Raw genomic sequence first — 17,074 nt, 5'->3', positions numbered from 1 at the left:
GTTCCAGTGCCGGAGGGCGACCGCGCGGCCGACGTGCGGCTGCGGGTGGGGCGCGGGCGGTTCGGTGGGTTGCGGGTGGGGCGCGGGCGGCGGCGCGAGCAGCTCGATGGCCGCCCCGAGTTGCGCTGGGGTGAGGCGGCTCGCGAGGGTGATGTGGGGTGTCCACCGGTCGACGGCAGTGAGCTCCGAGAGACCGATCAGGCCCGTGGCGGCCGCGTGCACCGCGGCGTGCAGCGCCTGCAACTCGCGGCTCACCACCACGAGTCGCGACAGCACCAGCCCCTTTGGCCCGGCTCCGAACACCGCGAATCCGCTGAGCTGCACCTCAGCCGGGAGCACCCCGGCCCCGACTGCGCCGACCCCGACCACGCCGACCTCGACAGCCTCCGCCGCGAGCAGCGTCACGTGCGGCGCATTGCTCGCGCCCGAGTGCCGCGCCTGGCTCGGCAGCCCCGCGAGCAGCAGGGTGTTCCACTCGGCGCGGATACGGGCATCCAGTGCCGCATCGAGCAGCAGTTCGATGCTCATCATGGCCAGATCACCGGATACCCGCCGCTACGAAATCGTGAGCAACGCGTTGACGGGGTGAGCGCCGAGCGCCGTCCGCCCGCCGAGTTCGGCGAGCTCGATCGCGACACCCACGCCGACCACCACGTACCCTGCCCGCTCGAGGAGCCGCACTGCGGCAACGAGGGTTCCGCCCGTGGCCAGCAGATCGTCGAGAACGTAGACGCGCGAGCCCGGAGCGAGAGAGTCGGGCTGCAGCTCGATGGTCGCGGAGCCGTATTCGAGGTCATAGGTCTCGCTCAGCAGCGGCCCGGGCAGCTTTCCCTGCTTGCGAATCGGGTAGACGCCGATTGCCCGCGAGACGGCCGCGGCCGCCGCGAACAGAAACCCGCGAGCCTCGACCCCCACCACGGCATCGACGTCGGCGGGCATGGCTGAGGTCAGGGCATCCGTCACCCGGCGGAGCCCCTCACCGTCGGCCATGAGTGCAGTGAGATCGCGAAACAGGATGCCCGGCTTCGGAAAATCGGGCGTCGTCGTCATTCGGCGAGCGATCAGCTCGGCTACCGTCTCATTCGTCACCTCACGAGGGTAGCCGACGCGCGCGGGCGGGGTCTGCCGACAACGCAATCGGCGGCCCCGAAACCGCCGCACGGCAGCCCGCCACCTCAACCTGTGGTCAACTTGAGGGGTGGCACATCTACTGGGGGCCGAGTCCCTCCATCTCGAATTTCCGACGCGCGTCATCTTCGACGACGTCACACTGGGCATCAACGAAGGCGACCGCATCGGCATTGTTGGCCGTAACGGCGACGGCAAGTCGACCATGCTGCGCCTGCTCTCGGGCCGCATGGAGCCCGATTCCGGCCGGGTGACCCGCCGCAACGGCGTGACGCTCGCGATGCTCGACCAGGCCGACCTTCTCGACGGCACCAAGACCGTGGGCGACACGATCGTGGGCGGCATCGACGAGCACGTCTGGGCAGGCGACCCCATCGTGCGCGACGTGATCGCGGGCCTGGCAAGCGACATTCCGTGGGATGCCCTGGTCGACGACCTCTCCGGTGGCCAACGCCGGCGGGTGGCTCTAGCGGCCCTGCTCATCGGCGACCACGACATCATCTTTCTCGACGAACCGACAAACCACCTCGACGTCGAAGGCATCTCCTGGCTCGCAGGGCACCTGAAGAAGCGCTGGGCGACGAACTCGGGCGGCCTCGTGGTCGTCACACACGACCGGTGGTTTCTCGATGAGATCTGCACGGCCACGTGGGAGGTGCACGACCAGCTCATCGAGCCGTTCGAGGGCGGCTACGCGGCCTACATTCTGCAGCGCGTCGAGCGCGACACGATGGCGGCGACCATGGAGTCGAAACGACAGAACCTCATGAAGAAGGAGCTGGCGTGGCTGCGGCGGGGCGCTCCTGCCCGCACGGCGAAACCGAAATTCCGCATCGACGCGGCGAACGCGCTGATCGCCGACGAGCCACCCGCCCGCAACTCTGTGTCGCTCTCGGCGATGGCCATGCAGCGGCTCGGAAAAGACGTGGTCGACCTCGAGAACATCTCGGTGGTCTACGACGGCAAGAACGGCCCGAAGAAGGTTCTGCACGATGTCACCTGGCGTATCGCGCCGGGCGAGCGCACGGGCATCCTGGGCGTGAACGGTGTGGGCAAGAGCACGCTGCTCAGCCTGGTCTCGGGTTCGCTGCAGCCGACCACCGGCCGGGTGAAGCGTGGCAAGACGATCAAGGTCGCCACCCTCACTCAGCAGCTGTTCGAGCTCGACGACATTCTGAACGATCGCGTCAGCGAGGTCATCGGCCGCCAGCGCAGCACCTATGTCTCCGGCGGCAAAGAGATGACGCCCGGCCAGCTGCTCGAGCGGGTGGGTTTCACCGCCGCGCAGCTCTCGACCCCGGTGAAAGACCTGTCGGGTGGCCAGAAGCGCCGCCTGCAGCTGCTGCTCATCCTGCTCAGTGAGCCGAACGTTCTGATTCTGGATGAGCCAACCAACGACCTCGACACCGACATGCTCGCGGCCATCGAAGACCTGCTCGACACCTACCCGGGCACGCTGCTGGTGGTGTCGCACGACCGGTACTTGCTCGAGCGCGTCACAGACAACCAGTACGCGGTGATCGATGGTGGGTTCATCCACTTGCCGCGCGGGGTCGACCAGTACCTCGAGGTGCGCGCGCTGCAGCAGAGAAACGCTGCGCGGGGCTCGTCGGGCGACGGTTCGGGCGCAGGCAGCGCGGGCGGGGCATCCGGAGCCGGCAAGGCGAACGCGAAGCCGGCGCTGGCAGGAGCAGAACTGCGGGCAGCCCAGAAGGAGCTCGCTTCGGTGAACCGCAGGCTCGAGAAGTACGGCAGCCAGGTCACCGAGATTCACGCGCGGATGGCGGCTCACGACCAGAGCGACTACGCGGGGCTCGGCGCGATCTCGACCGAGCTCGACACCGTTCAGAGCACGCTCAGCGACCTCGAGGTGCGCTGGCTGCAGCTCAGCGAGCTGCTGGCATAGCGGCGCGGTTCTCGTGGGCGCAGGCGGGCGGCTGACGCCAGCAGGATGACGCGCCCGCGAACCGCACGTCAGTCGAAGTCGCGGCTGAGCTTGCGCAGCAGGCCCGCCAGGCGTTCCTGGTCGGGTTTGGTGAGGGCGGAGAGCAGCTTTGACTCGCTCGTCACGAGTTCGGCGATGGCCGCGTCGACCCGGGCGAGGCCCTCGTTCGTCATGGTCACGAGGATGCCCCGGCCATCGTGCGGGCTCGTACGGCGCTCGACGAACCCCCGGCCGACGAGCCGGTCGATGCGGTTCGTCATGGTTCCCGACGACACCATGGTCTCTTCGAGCAGGGCTTTGGGGCTCAACTGGTAGGGCGACCCGGCGCGCCGAAGTGCAGACAGCACGTCGAACTCCCACGATTCGAGTTCGCTCGAGCCGAACGAGGTTCTTCTGGCCCGGTCGAGGTGCCGGGAGAGCCGCCACACACGCGAGAGAACCTGCAGGGGGGCGAAGTCGAGATCGGGGCGCTCGCGTCTCCACGCGTCGACGATCTCGTCGACGGAGTCAGTGGATTCGGCATCGGGCATTTACTCATTATCCGGCTCTTTGACGGCGGTTTCTGCCCGGAAAGTTTGCTGGGATGACCTCAGCGCGTCACGCGAGGCCCGAAGCTCTGGCAGACTTGTTTACTGCACACGGCGCGCCGCTGTGCATTCCGCCTTGGTGTAACGGCAGCACGACAGCCTTTGGAGCTGTTAGGACTAGGTTCGAATCCTGGAGGCGGAGCAGTACGCGTCGAGGCGAGCAACCGCAGCAGAGAGTGAGAACCACGTGACCGACTCCCGACTCGCGATCATCATCCTGGCGGCGGGCCAGGGCACGCGCATGAAGTCTGAGACTCCGAAGCTGCTGCATGAGCTGGCGGGGGTTCCCATCGTGAGCCACGTGCTCGGCACGGCCCGCGAGTTGGATGCCTTCTACACCGTCACCGTGGTGCGTCATGAGCGCGACCGCCTCGTCGAGGTCATCTCCGAGCACATGCCCGGCGGGCTCATCGTCGACCAAGACGAGACTCCAGGCACCGGCCGCGCGGTGGAGCAGGCCGTGGCAGCGCTGCCTGCCGACTTCGACGGTGACGTGCTGGTGATCAACGGCGACACCCCGCTTCTCGACGTCGCGACGCTCTCCGGTCTGATCGCCGAGCACCGCAGAAGCCTTGCTTCGGCGACGCTCCTCAGCGCGTACCTCGACGACCCGTCGGGCTATGGCCGCATCGTTCGATCGGGTGCCGACTCGGTCATCCGTGAGTCGAACGGCAGGGTCGACCGCATCGTCGAACACCGTGACGCGACCGACAGCGAGCTGGCGATCAGCGAGATCAACGCCGGCGTCTACATGTTCGGTGTCGCCCAGCTCCGTGAGCTTCTGCCCCAGCTCACCACTCACAACGCGCAGGGCGAGAAGTACCTGACCGACATGATCGAGCTGCTGCGGCGAGCGGGGTCTGACGTGTCGGTGCTTCCGGTCGCCGACGCGTGGCTCGTGGCGGGTATCAACGACCGGGCGCAACTGAGTGAGGCCGCCGCCAAGATGAACGCCCTGATCATCCGGGGCTGGCAATTGGCTGGGGTGACGGTTCACGACCCGGCGACGACGTGGATCGACCTGAAGACCACCATCGAGCCCGACGTCACCATTCTGCCGGGCACCCAGTTGCGGGGCGCCACGGTCATCGCCCGTGGCGCCGTGGTGGGCCCCGACACGACCCTTCTCGATTGCGAAGTGGGCGAGGGTGCGATCGTGAAGCGGTCGGATGCCACGCTGTCGGTCATCGGGGCCGGCGCCACGGTGGGGCCGTTCTCCTACTTGCGGCCGAACACAGTACTGGGTGCCGACGGCAAGATCGGCGCATTCGTCGAGACCAAGAACGCCCAGATCGGTGACGGCAGCAAGGTGCCGCACCTGTCGTATGTGGGCGACGCTCGCATCGGTACGAACTCGAACATCGGTGCCGGCTCGATCTTTGCCAACTACAACGGTGTGACGAAGAGCGAGACGGTGGTGGGTTCGAACGTGAGAATGGGCTCACACAACGTCTTCGTCGCCCCCGTTACAATTGGCGATGGGGCGTACAGTGGCGCCGGAACAGTGGTGCGCAAGAACGTTCCGGCGGGGTCGCTCGCGATGAACGTGGCCCCCCAGAGAAACCTCGAAGGATGGGTTGCAACCCACCGTGCCGGCAGTGACGCCGACCGGGCAGCCCAGCAGGCGAACAATTCACTACAATCGGCGCCCGACGCCGAGAAAACCGGAGAATAAGTGTCTGAGATCACGGCCGAAAATGAGAAGCATCTGGTTCTGGCAACCGGGCGAGCTCATCCCGAACTCGCGGCGGCGATCGCAGCCGAACTCGAGACAGGCCTGATCTCCACGACCAGCCACACGTTCGCCAACGGCGAGTTGTACGTGCGTTTCAACGGCAGCGTTCGCGGCAGCGACGTGTTTGTCATCCAGTCTCACACCGACCCGATCAACGAGTGGCTCATGGAGCAACTCATCATGGTCGATGCTCTCAAGCGAGCATCGGCGAAACGCATCACCGTGGTGGCGCCGTTCTACCCGTACGCCCGCCAAGACAAGAAGCACCGCGGCCGCGAGCCCATCTCCGCGCGCCTCATCGCCGACCTGTTCAAGGCCGCCGGTGCCGACCGCATCATGTCGGTCGACTTGCACGCACCGCAGATCCAGGGCTTCTTCGACGGCCCCGTCGACCACTTGTTCGCCATGCCGGTACTCATGGAGCACATTCGCAAGACGTTCGACCTGTCACAGCTGACGGTCGTCTCACCCGACATGGGCCGTGTTCGCGTCGCTGACGTGTGGAGTGACAAGCTCGGCACCCCGCTGGCGATCATCCACAAACGCCGCGACCCGCTGGTGCCGAACCATGTGTCGGTACACGAGATCGTGGGCGACGTCAGTGGGCGCTGGTGCCTGCTGGTGGATGACCTGATCGATACCGGGCGAACGATTGTCGCGGCATCCGAAGCCCTGAAGAACGCGGGTGCAAAGGGTGTCATCGTGGCGGCGACGCACGCGGTCTTCTCCGACCCGGCGAGCCAGATTCTGCAGAGCGACTTCATCGACTCGGTTGTCGTGACCGACACACTGCCCATTCCGATGGAGAAGCGTTTCGAGTCACTCACCGTGCTGCCGATCGCGCCGCTGTTGGCGCGGGCGATTCACGAGGTCTTCGACGACGGCTCTGTCACGTCGATGTTCGACGGCGACGCGTAGGCGCGTTCGTACGGCCAACCGCGCTAGCCCAGCCGCGCGAGTTTGGCCGCCCGAGCCCGGCCGTACGCGAAATATTTGATGACAATGGCAGGTTGAGAACGCTATGACGACAACGACTGAGTACCTTCCGGCGGCCGAGACCATCACGATGTTCTCCACCTCGTGGTGCGGCTACTGCAACCGGTTGAAGAAGCAACTCGACAAGGATGGCATCGGCTACACCGAGATCAACATCGAAGATGTTGCCGGTACGGCCGAGTTGGTTGAGGCGCTGAATGGCGGCAACCAGACGGTTCCCACTGTGCTCTTTCCTGACGGATCGAGCGCAACGAACCCGTCGGTGTTCGAAGTGAAGTCGCGGCTCGGCCTCTAGACCCTGACCCCGGGCCCGAACCGAGGCCCGGGCCCACGCCCCGCCCGAATGGATCCACCGAGGCTCAGCCCGGCAGCGTCGCCTGCGAGGGATAGGTGGGAATCAGCCCGAGCGGCGCGATCGGCCTCCGGTCACCGCCGTACGCGCCCACCGAATAGCACTGCCACCCGATGCCGCCTTGGCCGAACAACTCGAACTTCGCGTTCGCACCGGTGGCGCTCGGCGCCCGATACGCCACGTTCGCAGCACACGCAGCCTGTGCGGTCGCCTTCGCGAGGCCATAGGTGGTCAGGATGCCCGGCAGCACCAGCGCCGCAATCCCCAGTATCACCACGACGCGCATGAACGTCTTCGCGCGGGCGCTTCTCAGGGGCTTGGCGCCGTGCGGCTCGTAACCCGCCAGCTCGGGCTCGTCGTACGTGTCGCTCATCGGCAGACGGCCTCGAGGGCTCGCGCGGCTCGTGTCACGACGTGCGGCAGGGGTCGTGGCTGTGCCGTCAGGGGTGCAGTGGCCATGCCTAAATTATGCGCCTCCTTCGCGGGGCAAACCGAGCCCGCTGCATAACGATCAGTCAGCGAAATGGGTACAAAAACTGCCGTTTGGCGCTGAATTGGTAAAAAAGCCCAGCAGCCGCGCGATTGCGCGACCACCGGGCCTTTCGTTCGGCGAGAACGGCCTAGTGCGAGCTACCCTCGGACTCGATCTCGCTTCGGTCACCCGACCACAGCGTGTGAAAAGTGCCTTCCCTGTCGACGCGCTTGTACGTGTGCGCCCCGAAGAAGTCGCGCTGCGCCTGCACCAGCGAGGCCGGCAGGCGCTTCGACGCGAGCGAGTCGTAGTAGCTGAGAGCTGACGAGAAGCCGGGCACCGGGATGCCCGACAGCGCTGCTGTCGACACGATACGGCGCCACGCCGCCTCACCATTGGCCACGGCCGAGGCGAAGTACGGGTCGGCCAGCAGCGTCTTCAGCTCGGGGTTGTTGTCGTACGCCTCGACGATGCGGTTCAGGAACTGGGCGCGAATGATGCAGCCACCCCGCCAGATCTTCGCGATGTTGCCTTTGTTGATCTCCCAGCCGTACTTCTCGGCGCCGGCGATGATGGCGTCGAAGCCCTGCGCATAGGCGACGACCTTCGAGGCGTACAGCGCGGCGTTCACGTCGTCGGAGAACGACTCGCCCACCTCGACGGGGGTGGGGCGCGACGTGATGACGGCTTGCGCCGCCTCGCGCTGCTCGGGGTGGCTCGACACGGCGCGGGCGAACACGGCCTCGGCGATGCCGCCGACGGGTACGCCCAGGTCGAGGGCGTTCTGAACGGTCCAGACGCCGGTGCCCTTCGAGCCGGCCTGGTCGAGCACGATGTCGACGAATGGCTTACCGGTCTTTGCATCGACCTGCTTGAGCACTTCGGCCGTGATCTCGATGAGGTACGACTCGAGGTCGCCCGAGTTCCACTCAGTGAACACGTCGGCGGCTCCCGCGGGGGAGAGGCCGCCGATCTTGGTGAGCAGGTCGTACGACTCGGCGATGAGCTGCATGTCGGCGTACTCGATGCCGTTGTGGATCATCTTCACGAAGTGGCCGGCGCCGCCGGTACCCACGTGCGTCACGCAGGGTTCGCCCTCGGCGATGGCGGCGATCGACTCGAGAATCGGGCCGAGCGTCACGTACGACTCGTTCGAACCGCCGGGCATGATCGAGGGGCCCTTCAGCGCGCCCTCTTCGCCACCCGAGATGCCGGTGCCCACGAAGTGGATTCCCCTGGCCGTGATGGCTTCTTCTCGCCGAATGGTGTCGGTGAACAGTGCGTTGCCGCCGTCGACGATGATGTCGCCCTCGTCGAACAGGTCGGCCAGTTGCGAGATGACGGCGTCAGTGCCTTTTCCCGCCTGCACCATGATGATGGCCGTTCGCGGTTTGGTCAGCGATGCAACGAAGTCTTCGATCTTCTCGCTGGCCACGAAGCCGGCTTCAGGATGCTCGTCGGTGAGCAGTTTCGTACGTTCAGGTGAGCGGTTGTACACCGCCACGGTGTTGCCCTCTCGGCTGGCGAGGTTGCGCGCCAGGTTCGAGCCCATCACGGCAAGCCCGACAACACCGATGTTCGCTGTCGCTTCGCTTGTTTCAGCCATAAGTTTCCTCCAAAGAATTGCCCTTTCCAGCGTAGCGGTTTAGTACGATCTGACCCGGGGCCACTGTTGTGTCTGGTGTTGCCTCAGACGCAGGGAAGGCAGAGCAATGACCGTTCGCGGAATTCGTGGTTCTTTTTTTGATTTCATAGACGACCCATGGAAGCATGTGGGCGACGAAGAGGCCTCGGCGAGATTTCTCGCAGACGGCCTGCTGGTCGTCGACGACGGCATCATCGTCTCGTTCGGCCCCTACAGCGATCGAGCGGGCGAGTACGCCGACCTCGAGATCACGCACATCGAGCACCGCATCATCACGCCGGGTTTCATCGACGGGCACATCCACTTTCCCCAGACCCGTGTGCTCGGCGCCTTCGGTGAGCAGCTGCTGCCGTGGCTGCAGAAGTGGGTCTTCCCCGAGGAAGCGCGGTACGCCGACCGCCAGTACGCCAAAGACGGCGCGGTGCGATTCTTCGACAACCTGCTCGCCTCTGGAACGACAACGGTGCAGGCCTTCACGAGCACCGCTCCCGTCTGCACCGAGGAGCTCTTCGAGGAGGCGTCGCGACGAAACATGCGGGTCATCTCGGGACTCACCGGTATCGACACGAACGCCCCCGACTACTTCGTCGACACGGCAGACGCCTTCTATGCCGACAGCAAGACCCTGATCGAGAAGTATCACAACGTCGGCCGTAACCTCTACGCCATCACACCGAGGTTCGCGTTCGGCGCCAGCCCCGAGTTGCTCGAGCGATGCGCGCAGCTGAAGACCGAGCATCCGGATGCCTGGGTGCACACTCACATCTCAGAGAACCCCGCCGAGATTCGCGGCGTCGGGGTGGTTCACCCGGGTGCCGACGACTACCTCGCGGTGTACGAGAAATACAATCTGGTCGGTCCGAAGTTCACCGGTGGTCACGCGGTCTGGCTGTCGAACTCCGAGTACAAGCGCCTTCACGACGCAGAAGCGTCGGTCACGTTCTGCCCCAACTCGAACCTCTTTCTCGGCAGCGGCATGTTCCGGCTCGGAAAGGCGACCGACCCCGACCAGCGCGTGCGCATGACGTTCGGCACCGACATGGGCGGCGGCAACCGGTTCAGCATGCTCGCTGTTCTCGACGGTGCCTACAAGGTCGGGATGATCAACAACACCCTGCTCGACGGCAGCATCGACCCCTCTCTGAAAGACGCCGCCGAGGCCGAGCGCAACAAGCTCTCGGCCTATCGTGCCTTCTGGTCGATCACGCTGGGCGGGGCCGAGGGGCTCTACATCGACGACCGTGTCGGCAGCTTCGACGTCGGCAAGGAGGCCGACTTCGTTGCCCTCGACTGGACGCAGGGCCCTCCCGGTGCCGACTGGCACTCGACACTCATTGCCGACGGCGGAGACCCGGTGACGATGGATGATGCCGCCAACATGCTCTTCGGAATCATGATCGTCGGCGACGACCGTGCCGTCGATCAGACCTGGGTGATGGGCGAGCGCGCCTACCAGAAGGCCTAACAGGCCATGACCAAGGGGGAGACGGTCGCTGCAGGTGATCGGGTGGCGGGAGCGCCCGTCTCGCTGATCATCCAGCGCCGCATCGTGCCGGGCAGCGATGAGGCCTACCGGGCGTGGGAGCTGAAGCTCGGGGCGGTTCTCGCTGCGTGGACCGGGTTCATCGACCGCACGGTGATCGAGCCCTCGCCGCCCGCGCAGACCGACTGGGTTCTCGTGCAGCGCTTCGAGAATGCCGAGGCCGCACAGTCGTGGTTGCAGAGCGGCGAGCGTGCGGCGCTCTTCGCGGAGATCGAGCACATCTTCGTCGGCCAGGAGGAGTTCCACTTCGTCACGGAGCACCAGCGCCAGGTTCCGGCGGCCGCCTCGATCATCGTCACAAGCAGGGTTCCGGTTGACCGCGAGAGTGAGTTCCTCGAGTGGCAGCGTCGCATCTCGGCGGCCGAAGCGAGTTTTGCCGGGTTTCGGGGGCACAAGATCGAGCGGCCGACTCCGGGCTTGCAAGACGATTGGACGGTCATCCTGAGCTTCGACAGCGACGAGCACCTGAGCGCCTGGGTCGAGTCGCCGCAGCGCACTCGCCTGCTCAGTGAGGGCGAGTCGTTCAATGCGCAGATGAAGGTGAGTCGGTCGCGCTACGGCTTCTCTTTCTGGGACGGCAGCCGTTCGGGCGTCGACACGCCGTCGCGACTGGCGATCTTCAAAGACAACCTGCTGGTGCTGCTGGTGCTCTATCCGATCGTGTTCCTGTTCGGCTTCTTCATCAGCGCGCCGCTGCTGGAGGCGAACGGGGTGCCGTTCTGGGCGAGCCTGTTCATCGGTAACGTCTTCAGCACGCAGCTGCTCGGCTGGGTGGTGGCGCCGTGGATCTTCCGCGTATTCGGGTGGTGGCACGCGGAGCACATCTCCCGGGGGCGAAACCTGGCGGGGTACGGGATTCTGATCGTGTTGTACGCGGCGCTGATGGGTCTCGATGCGTGGCTGATCGCGCTGCGCAGTTAGGCTGACCGGGTGACTTCCCTGCCGATTGTGAAACTGCCGCCCACCGTCGTCATGGGCGTCTCGGGGTCGGGGAAGACGACCGTCGGGTTGGCTCTCGCGTCGGCGCTCGGGGTGTCGTTCATCGACGGCGACGACCTGCACCCCGCTGCGAACAAGGCGAAAATGGCCGCCGGTACCCCGCTGACCGACTCCGATCGCCAGCCCTGGCTCGCGGCCGTCGGCCAGGTGCTGCACGGCGAGCCGGGTCGAGGCCCCGTCGTGGCATGCTCTGCCCTCAAGAAGGCGTATCGAGACGCCCTGAGAAGCTTCGCCCCCGACACCGTGTTTCTGCACCTCGCAGGCGGAAGTGCGCTCATCCGGGCCCGCATGGTGCACCGCGAGCACCACTTCATGCCCGCCGCGCTGCTCGACTCCCAGCTCGACACCCTCGAACCGCTGCAGACCGACGAGCGCGGCTGTGTGCTCGACACAGGGCAGACGCCGGCCGCCATCGTTGGCGACGCGGTCGCATGGCTACGGGCATCCGTGTAGACTCAAGCACTGAACTTCGGCGAGGGATGCCCGGCATCCGTAATCGACGCGGTAGAAGAGGCTTTACGTCTTTCCTCACGCTGACGCGTTCGAGTTGAAAACACTTTGCAAACCCAATCGACGCGGGGGCTGACCCCGTGAGGAGAACAATCATGGCTGACGACAACAAGATCGTTGCGGAAACCCGCACCTCATTCGGCAAGGGCGCGGCTCGCAAGCTCCGTGCTGCCGGCAAGATCCCCGCAGTGATCTACGGCCACGGCGCCGACCCCCAGCACGTGAGCCTGCCCGGCCACGAGGTCTTCCTGCTCATTCGCAAGTCGAACGCGCTCATTGAGCTCGACATCGAAGGCACGCCTCAGCTGGCGCTCGTGAAAGACGTTCAGAAAGACCCCGTACGCCAGATCATCGAGCACCTCGACCTGATCGCCGTTCGCCAGGGCGAGCGTGTGCAGGTTGAAGTTGCCGTTCAGGTCGAGGGTGAGCCCGTCTCGGGTGCCACGGCCGACCTCGACACCTTCGTGCTGCTGCTCGAGGTGCTGGCCACCAACATCCCCACCCGCGTCACCGTCAACATCGAGGGCGCCGAGGCCGGCACCCAGATTCTGGCGAGAGACATCGAGCTGCCCGAGGGCGCCATTCTCATCGGCGACGAAGACCAGCTCATCGTGGCTGTGTCGATCCCCGAGGAGCAAGACCTCGGTGACAGCCTCTCGGCTGGCGACGCGTCGACCTCTGACGCTCCGAAGCCCGCGTAGTCGTTCTTCGTTCATCTCCTTCGTGCCGTGGCGGCCTGTTCGCCACGGCACGTTTGGGTTTCACCGGCGTGATCGCGCCAGAAGGGTTCGGTGACAGCCGTGGCTGCAACTGACACGTGGCTCGTCATCGGGCTCGGCAATCCCGGGCCCGAATACGCCGGCAATCGCCACAACGTGGGGCAGATGGTTCTGGATGATCTGGCCGGGCGCCTCTCGGCCCCCTTCAGGTCGCACAAGGCCAACGCTCGCGTGGCCGAGGGTCGGAGCACTCCGGGCGGCCCCCGTTTCATTCTGGCGAAGCCGAACAGTTTCATGAACAACTCCGGTGGCCCGGCCGCCGGGCTGCTCTCGTATTACTCGCTCGAGCCGTCGCGGCTCATCGTCGTGCACGACGAACTCGACATCCCGTTCGACACCCTGCGCCTGAAGTTCGGCGGCGGGCACGGCGGGCACAACGGCATTCGCGACATCATCGCGGCGGCCGGCACCGGCGACTTCGCCCGGGTGCGGGTGGGCATCGGCCGGCCTCCCGGCCGCCAGAACGCGGCCGACTTCGTGCTGCGCGACTTCTCGTCGACCGAGCGGCAGAACCTGCCCATCCTGCTTGCAGACGCGGCCGACGCCGTGGTGAAGATTGCGGCCGACGGGCTCACGGCTGCGCAGCAGCAGTTTCACGCGCCACCGCCGGCCTGAGTCGCGCGGCCTGCGTCTGACCCCGTGCGGGTGTCGGTGGGGGCCCGTAGAATTGGTTCAGTGATACTTCAGGGTTTGATCGCAGCGCTCTTGCGCGCCTCCACGTTCGACCGCGCCGTGGCAGAGGCCGGCCGCGACGCCGACTTCTCGCTCACCGATGGGCTCCGAGCCCCGCTGCTGTCTGCGCTGCTTTCGCAGCGCGCGGCCGACTCTCTGCCGCAGGTGATGCTCGTTGTCACCGCGACCGGGCGCGACTCCGAGGGGCTCCGCGCGAGTCTCGGGTCGCTTGCTCCCGAAGCCGAGGTGCTCGAGTTTCCGGCGTGGGAGACACTGCCGCACGAACGTCTGAGCCCGAGCGCCGAGATCGTGGGCAAGCGCATCGCGGCGCTGCGGCGACTCGCTGCGTGGTCGGCCGAGACGGCCGCGGCCGATGCTGCGGGGGTACCGTCGGTGCGCGCGGCAATCGCCCCGGCAGGCGAAGTTCCCGTTCGGCCCCGGCCGCTCATCGTGGTGGCGTCGGTGCGTGCCGCGCTGCAGCCGTTGGCCGACAACCTCGCCGTGCAGGAGCCCGTGCGGCTCGTGAAGAGCGGGCGTGGGTACGACCTCGCCAAGCTCACCACCGATCTTGTCGAACTCGCGTACTCCCGGGTCGACATGGTGACCCGGCGCGGCGAGTTCGCGGTGCGGGGCGGCATTCTCGATGTGTTCCCGGCGGTGGCCGAGCATCCGGTGCGGGTCGATTTCTTCGGGGATGAGATCGAGGAGATCCGCGGCTTCTCTGTGGCCGACCAGCGATCGCTCGACGTGGCGTTCGACAGCGTCGAGCTGCCGCCGAGCCGCGAACTGCTGCTGAGCGAGCCCGTGCGGCAGCGGGCGCGGGAGATGCAGCACGAGTTTCCGAGTCTCGCGGGGCTGCTCGAGAAGATCTCGCAGGGCATTCCGGTCGAGGGCATGGAGAGCCTCGCCCCGGCGCTGCTCGACCGGCTCGTGACGGTGACGCACTACCTGCCGGCGGGTGCGGCCATCGCCGTCATCTCGCCCGAGCGGGTGGCGAGCCGGGCGGTCAGTCTCACCGAGACGAACCGCGAGTTTCTGTCGGCCGCGTGGAACGCTGCGACGGCCGGGGCCGAGGCTCCGATCGACCTTGCGTCGGGCGAATTCATCACGCTGAACGACCTGCGGGCGGCCGCGGGGTCGAAGCGCCCGTGGTGGACTTTCAGCACGTTCGACAGCGGTACAGCATCCGTCGACGAACACCTGCAGGCCATCGTCGACACAGACGCGCACTACGTGCGAATCGCGGCCGACGCAGTGCCGAGCTTTCAGGGCAACGTCGACGGCGCCCTCGAACACGTCGCCGCGCGCCTGCGCGATGGCTGGACGGTGGCTGTCGTGGCCGCCGGCAGCGGCCTGGTCGAGCGGGCTGCCGATGTGCTGGGCGAGCACGAACTCGCCGCCCGGGTCGTCGACGAGTTTCCCGCCGACCCCGAACCCGGCATCGCATACCTCGTGAAGGCCACTGTCGAGAGCGGTTTCGAGCTGCCGCAGACGAAGCTCGCGCTCATCAGCGAGTCGGAGTTCTACGGCCGCACCGCCGGGTACGACTCGCGCCAGGTCAAGAAGCTGGCGACGCGCCGCAAGAACGTCGTCGATCCTTTGCAGCTGAAAGCCGGCGACGTGGTGGTGCATCAGACGCACGGCATCGGTCGGTTCATCGAACTCACGCAGCGCGAGGTGTCAAGCGGCGGCCGCAACCCCGTGAAGACCACACGCGAATACCTGCTGATCGAATACGCGCCGTCGAAGCGCGGTTACCCGGGCGACAAACTTTACGTTCCCACCGACCAGCTCGACCTGCTGACGCGTTACGTCGGGGGAGAGGCACCGCCGCTGTCGAAGATGGGCGGCAGCGACTGGTCGGCTGCGAAGTCGAAGGCCCGCAAGGCCGTACGCGACATCGCCGTCGAACTCGTGAAGCTGTACAGCGCCCGCATGGCGTCGCGCGGCTACGCCTTCGGGCCCGACACGCCGTGGCAGCGTGAGCTCGAAGAGGCCTTCCCCTTCGCCGAGACGCCCGACCAGCTCACCACCATCGACGAGGTCAAGGCCGACATGGAGCGGCCCATCCCGATGGATCGACTGCTCGCCGGCGACGTGGGCTTCGGCAAGACCGAGGTCGCCGTGCGTGCCGCGTTCAAGGCGATTCAGGAGGGCAAGCAGGTTGCCATGCTGGTGCCCACCACGCTGCTCGTTCGCCAGCACCTCGAGACCTTCTCCGAACGATTCGCTGGGTTTCCCGTGCACACCCGCGCGCTTTCGCGGTTTCAGAGCGACAAGGAGGCCCGCGAGACCATCAAGGGCCTCGCAGATGGCACCATCGACATGGTCATCGGAACCCATCGCATCCTCACCGAGTCGATGGTCTTCAAAGACCTCGGCCTGGTCATCATCGACGAAGAGCAGCGGTTCGGCGTCGAACACAAAGACAGACTGAAGAAGCTGAAGACCAACGTCGACATTCTGTCGATGAGCGCCACGCCCATCCCTCGCACGCTCGAAATGGCGGTCACGGGCATCCGTGAGATGTCGACCCTGGCCACGCCGCCCGAAGATCGGCACCCGATTCTCACGTACGTGGGGCCCAACAGCGACAAGCAGATTGCGGCGGCCATCCACCGCGAAATGCTGCGCGAGGGGCAGGTGTTCTTCGTGCACAACCGGGTGCAGTCGATCAGCCGAGTTGCGGCGCACATCGCCGAGCTGGTTCCGGATGCCCGCATCGCTGTTGCCCACGGCCAACTGCCCGAGCATGTACTCGAGCAGGTCATCGTCGACTTCTGGGAGCGCAAATTCGACGTTCTGGTCTCGACCACGATCATCGAGACCGGGCTCGACATCCCTAACGCCAACACGCTGATCATCGACCGCGCCGACAAGTATGGGCTTTCGCAGCTGCACCAGTTGCGCGGGCGGGTCGGGCGCGGGCGTGAACGTGCCTATGCGTACTTCTTGTATGACGAGAACAAGCCGCTCTCCGAGACCGCGCACGACCGGCTGTCGACCATCGCGGCGAACAACGAGCTCGGGTCGGGTATGCAGGTCGCGTTGAAAGACCTCGAGATTCGCGGGGCCGGCAACCTGCTCGGCGGCGAACAGTCGGGGCACATCGCCGGGGTCGGGTTCGACCTGTACCTGCGCATGATCGGCGAGGCGGTGTCGACCTTCCGCGGCGACGTGGCCGAGGGGCAGACCGAGCTGCGGCTCGAGCTGCCCGTCGATGCGCGCATCCCCGAAGAGTACGTCGACAGCGAGCGGCTGCGCCTCGAGGCTTACCAGAAGCTGTCGACCGCGTCGTCGCCCGCCTCTGCCGACGGCCAGATCGACCAGGTACTCGAAGAACTCACCGACCGCTACGGCGAGCCGCCCGAGCAGGTGACCAACCTCATCACGGTGTCGAAGCTGCGCCGGCTCGCTCAGCGCACCGGGCTCAGCGAGGTCGTCGCGATGGGGTCGAACCTGCGCGTGGCGCCCGCGAACCTGCCCGACTCCATCCAGGTGCGGTTGAAGCGTATGTACCCCGCGGCCAAGTATTTCGCAGCGGCCTCGGCGCTCAGCGTTCCGATGCCCGTCGTGAACGGCGAGCCGCTTCCGGATGCCCAGCTCATCACCTGGGTCGAGAACCTGCTCGCTGCCCTCTTCCCGGCCCCCGCCCTCGCGCCCGCCATCGCGGCGCTGGCCGGTCTCGTCATCCTGGGCCAGCAGCTCACC

General features: G+C 66.2%; 15 protein-coding genes and 1 tRNA gene. 11 read left to right on the top strand and 5 right to left on the bottom strand.

From position 1 onward, the window contains the following. Both D4765_RS17550 and D4765_RS17545 read right to left on the bottom strand, forming a co-directional pair. The coding region (locus tag D4765_RS17550; protein WP_136643611.1) for a 2'-5' RNA ligase family protein at positions 1 to 531 on the bottom strand (531 nt) is incomplete at its 3' end. A gap of 24 nt (positions 532 to 555) precedes the next feature. Then, a complete protein-coding gene (locus D4765_RS17545; RefSeq protein WP_272898639.1) occupies positions 556 to 1,089 on the bottom strand; it encodes an adenine phosphoribosyltransferase in 534 nt (177 codons plus the stop codon). Between the two features lie 109 nt (positions 1,090 to 1,198). Here D4765_RS17545 and D4765_RS17540 point away from each other — a divergent pair, with 109 nt between their 5' ends. Continuing rightward, positions 1,199 to 3,034: an ABC-F family ATP-binding cassette domain-containing protein gene (locus tag D4765_RS17540; protein ID WP_136643609.1), complete on the top strand. Its 1,836-nt coding sequence runs from the start codon at positions 1,199 to 1,201 to the stop codon at positions 3,032 to 3,034. Positions 3,035 to 3,102: 68 nt separating this feature from the next. On the opposite strand, the gene D4765_RS17535 is transcribed toward D4765_RS17540, so the two are convergent. Beyond that, on the bottom strand, positions 3,103 to 3,603 hold the full coding sequence (locus tag D4765_RS17535) for a MarR family winged helix-turn-helix transcriptional regulator (protein ID WP_136643608.1): 501 nt from the start codon (positions 3,601 to 3,603) through the stop codon (positions 3,103 to 3,105). 127 nt (positions 3,604 to 3,730) lie between these two features. On the opposite strand from D4765_RS17535, the gene D4765_RS17530 reads away from it, so the two are divergent. From D4765_RS17530 to D4765_RS17515, 4 genes are all read left to right on the top strand, one after another. Beyond that, positions 3,731 to 3,802: transfer RNA gene (locus D4765_RS17530), tRNA-Gln, on the top strand. A gap of 45 nt (positions 3,803 to 3,847) precedes the next feature. Then, the gene (gene glmU / locus D4765_RS17525) at positions 3,848 to 5,335 is read left to right on the top strand and encodes a bifunctional UDP-N-acetylglucosamine diphosphorylase/glucosamine-1-phosphate N-acetyltransferase GlmU (protein WP_136643607.1); all 1,488 of its coding nucleotides are present in this window, start codon (positions 3,848 to 3,850) and stop codon (positions 5,333 to 5,335) included. Further along, a complete protein-coding gene (locus D4765_RS17520) occupies positions 5,336 to 6,313 on the top strand; it encodes a ribose-phosphate diphosphokinase (RefSeq protein WP_136643606.1) in 978 nt (325 codons plus the stop codon). A gap of 103 nt (positions 6,314 to 6,416) precedes the next feature. After that, the gene (locus tag D4765_RS17515; protein WP_136643605.1) at positions 6,417 to 6,686 is read left to right on the top strand and encodes a mycoredoxin; all 270 of its coding nucleotides are present in this window, start codon (positions 6,417 to 6,419) and stop codon (positions 6,684 to 6,686) included. A 64-nt stretch (positions 6,687 to 6,750) separates the two neighbouring features. Here the strand turns inward: D4765_RS17515 and D4765_RS17510 are convergent, their stop codons facing one another. Together D4765_RS17510 and gndA are read right to left on the bottom strand one after the other, a co-directional pair. Then, the gene (locus tag D4765_RS17510; protein ID WP_136643604.1) at positions 6,751 to 7,116 is read right to left on the bottom strand and encodes a hypothetical protein; all 366 of its coding nucleotides are present in this window, start codon (positions 7,114 to 7,116) and stop codon (positions 6,751 to 6,753) included. Positions 7,117 to 7,363: 247 nt separating this feature from the next. Beyond that, positions 7,364 to 8,821 (bottom strand): NADP-dependent phosphogluconate dehydrogenase, encoded by a 1,458-nt coding sequence (gene gndA / locus D4765_RS17505; protein ID WP_136643603.1) that lies wholly within the window; start codon positions 8,819 to 8,821, stop codon positions 7,364 to 7,366. 106 nt (positions 8,822 to 8,927) lie between these two features. Here gndA and guaD point away from each other — a divergent pair, with 106 nt between their 5' ends. The 6 genes from guaD to mfd all read left to right on the top strand — a co-directional run. Continuing rightward, entirely contained in the window at positions 8,928 to 10,325 is a 1,398-nt protein-coding gene (gene guaD, locus D4765_RS17500) for a guanine deaminase (RefSeq protein ID WP_136643602.1), read from the top strand. A gap of 6 nt (positions 10,326 to 10,331) precedes the next feature. Then, positions 10,332 to 11,324, top strand: a complete 993-nt coding sequence (locus D4765_RS17495; RefSeq protein WP_136643601.1) for an antibiotic biosynthesis monooxygenase — start codon at positions 10,332 to 10,334, stop codon at positions 11,322 to 11,324. A gap of 9 nt (positions 11,325 to 11,333) precedes the next feature. Next, positions 11,334 to 11,855: a gluconokinase gene (locus D4765_RS17490; protein ID WP_237280538.1), complete on the top strand. Its 522-nt coding sequence runs from the start codon at positions 11,334 to 11,336 to the stop codon at positions 11,853 to 11,855. Between the two features lie 152 nt (positions 11,856 to 12,007). Beyond that, on the top strand, positions 12,008 to 12,613 hold the full coding sequence (locus tag D4765_RS17485) for a 50S ribosomal protein L25/general stress protein Ctc (protein ID WP_136643600.1): 606 nt from the start codon (positions 12,008 to 12,010) through the stop codon (positions 12,611 to 12,613). Positions 12,614 to 12,712: 99 nt separating this feature from the next. Beyond that, a complete protein-coding gene (pth, locus tag D4765_RS17480; RefSeq protein WP_136643599.1) occupies positions 12,713 to 13,306 on the top strand; it encodes an aminoacyl-tRNA hydrolase in 594 nt (197 codons plus the stop codon). A gap of 60 nt (positions 13,307 to 13,366) precedes the next feature. Continuing rightward, the coding region (gene mfd, locus D4765_RS17475; protein WP_136643598.1) for a transcription-repair coupling factor at positions 13,367 to 17,074 on the top strand (3,708 nt) is incomplete at its 3' end.

Source organism: Subtercola vilae (assembly GCF_004923255.1).
Taxonomy (GTDB): Bacteria; Actinomycetota; Actinomycetes; order Actinomycetales; family Microbacteriaceae; genus Subtercola; species Subtercola vilae.
Note: the sequence above shows the minus strand (reverse complement) of the source record. Positions and strands in the feature narration are given on the sequence as shown.

Excerpts from the sequence above, each read along its gene's own strand:
- D4765_RS17515 (WP_136643605.1), top strand. The coding sequence starts at position 6,417 with ATGACGACAACGACTGAGTACCTTCCGGCGGCCGAGACCATCACGATG.
- D4765_RS17535 (WP_136643608.1), bottom strand. The coding sequence starts at position 3,603 with ATGCCCGATGCCGAATCCACTGACTCCGTCGACGAGATCGTCGACGCG.
- gndA (WP_136643603.1), bottom strand. The coding sequence starts at position 8,821 with ATGGCTGAAACAAGCGAAGCGACAGCGAACATCGGTGTTGTCGGGCTT.
- D4765_RS17495 (WP_136643601.1), top strand. The coding sequence starts at position 10,332 with ATGACCAAGGGGGAGACGGTCGCTGCAGGTGATCGGGTGGCGGGAGCG.
- guaD (WP_136643602.1), top strand. The coding sequence starts at position 8,928 with ATGACCGTTCGCGGAATTCGTGGTTCTTTTTTTGATTTCATAGACGAC.
- D4765_RS17510 (WP_136643604.1), bottom strand. The coding sequence starts at position 7,116 with ATGAGCGACACGTACGACGAGCCCGAGCTGGCGGGTTACGAGCCGCAC.
- D4765_RS17485 (WP_136643600.1), top strand. The coding sequence starts at position 12,008 with ATGGCTGACGACAACAAGATCGTTGCGGAAACCCGCACCTCATTCGGC.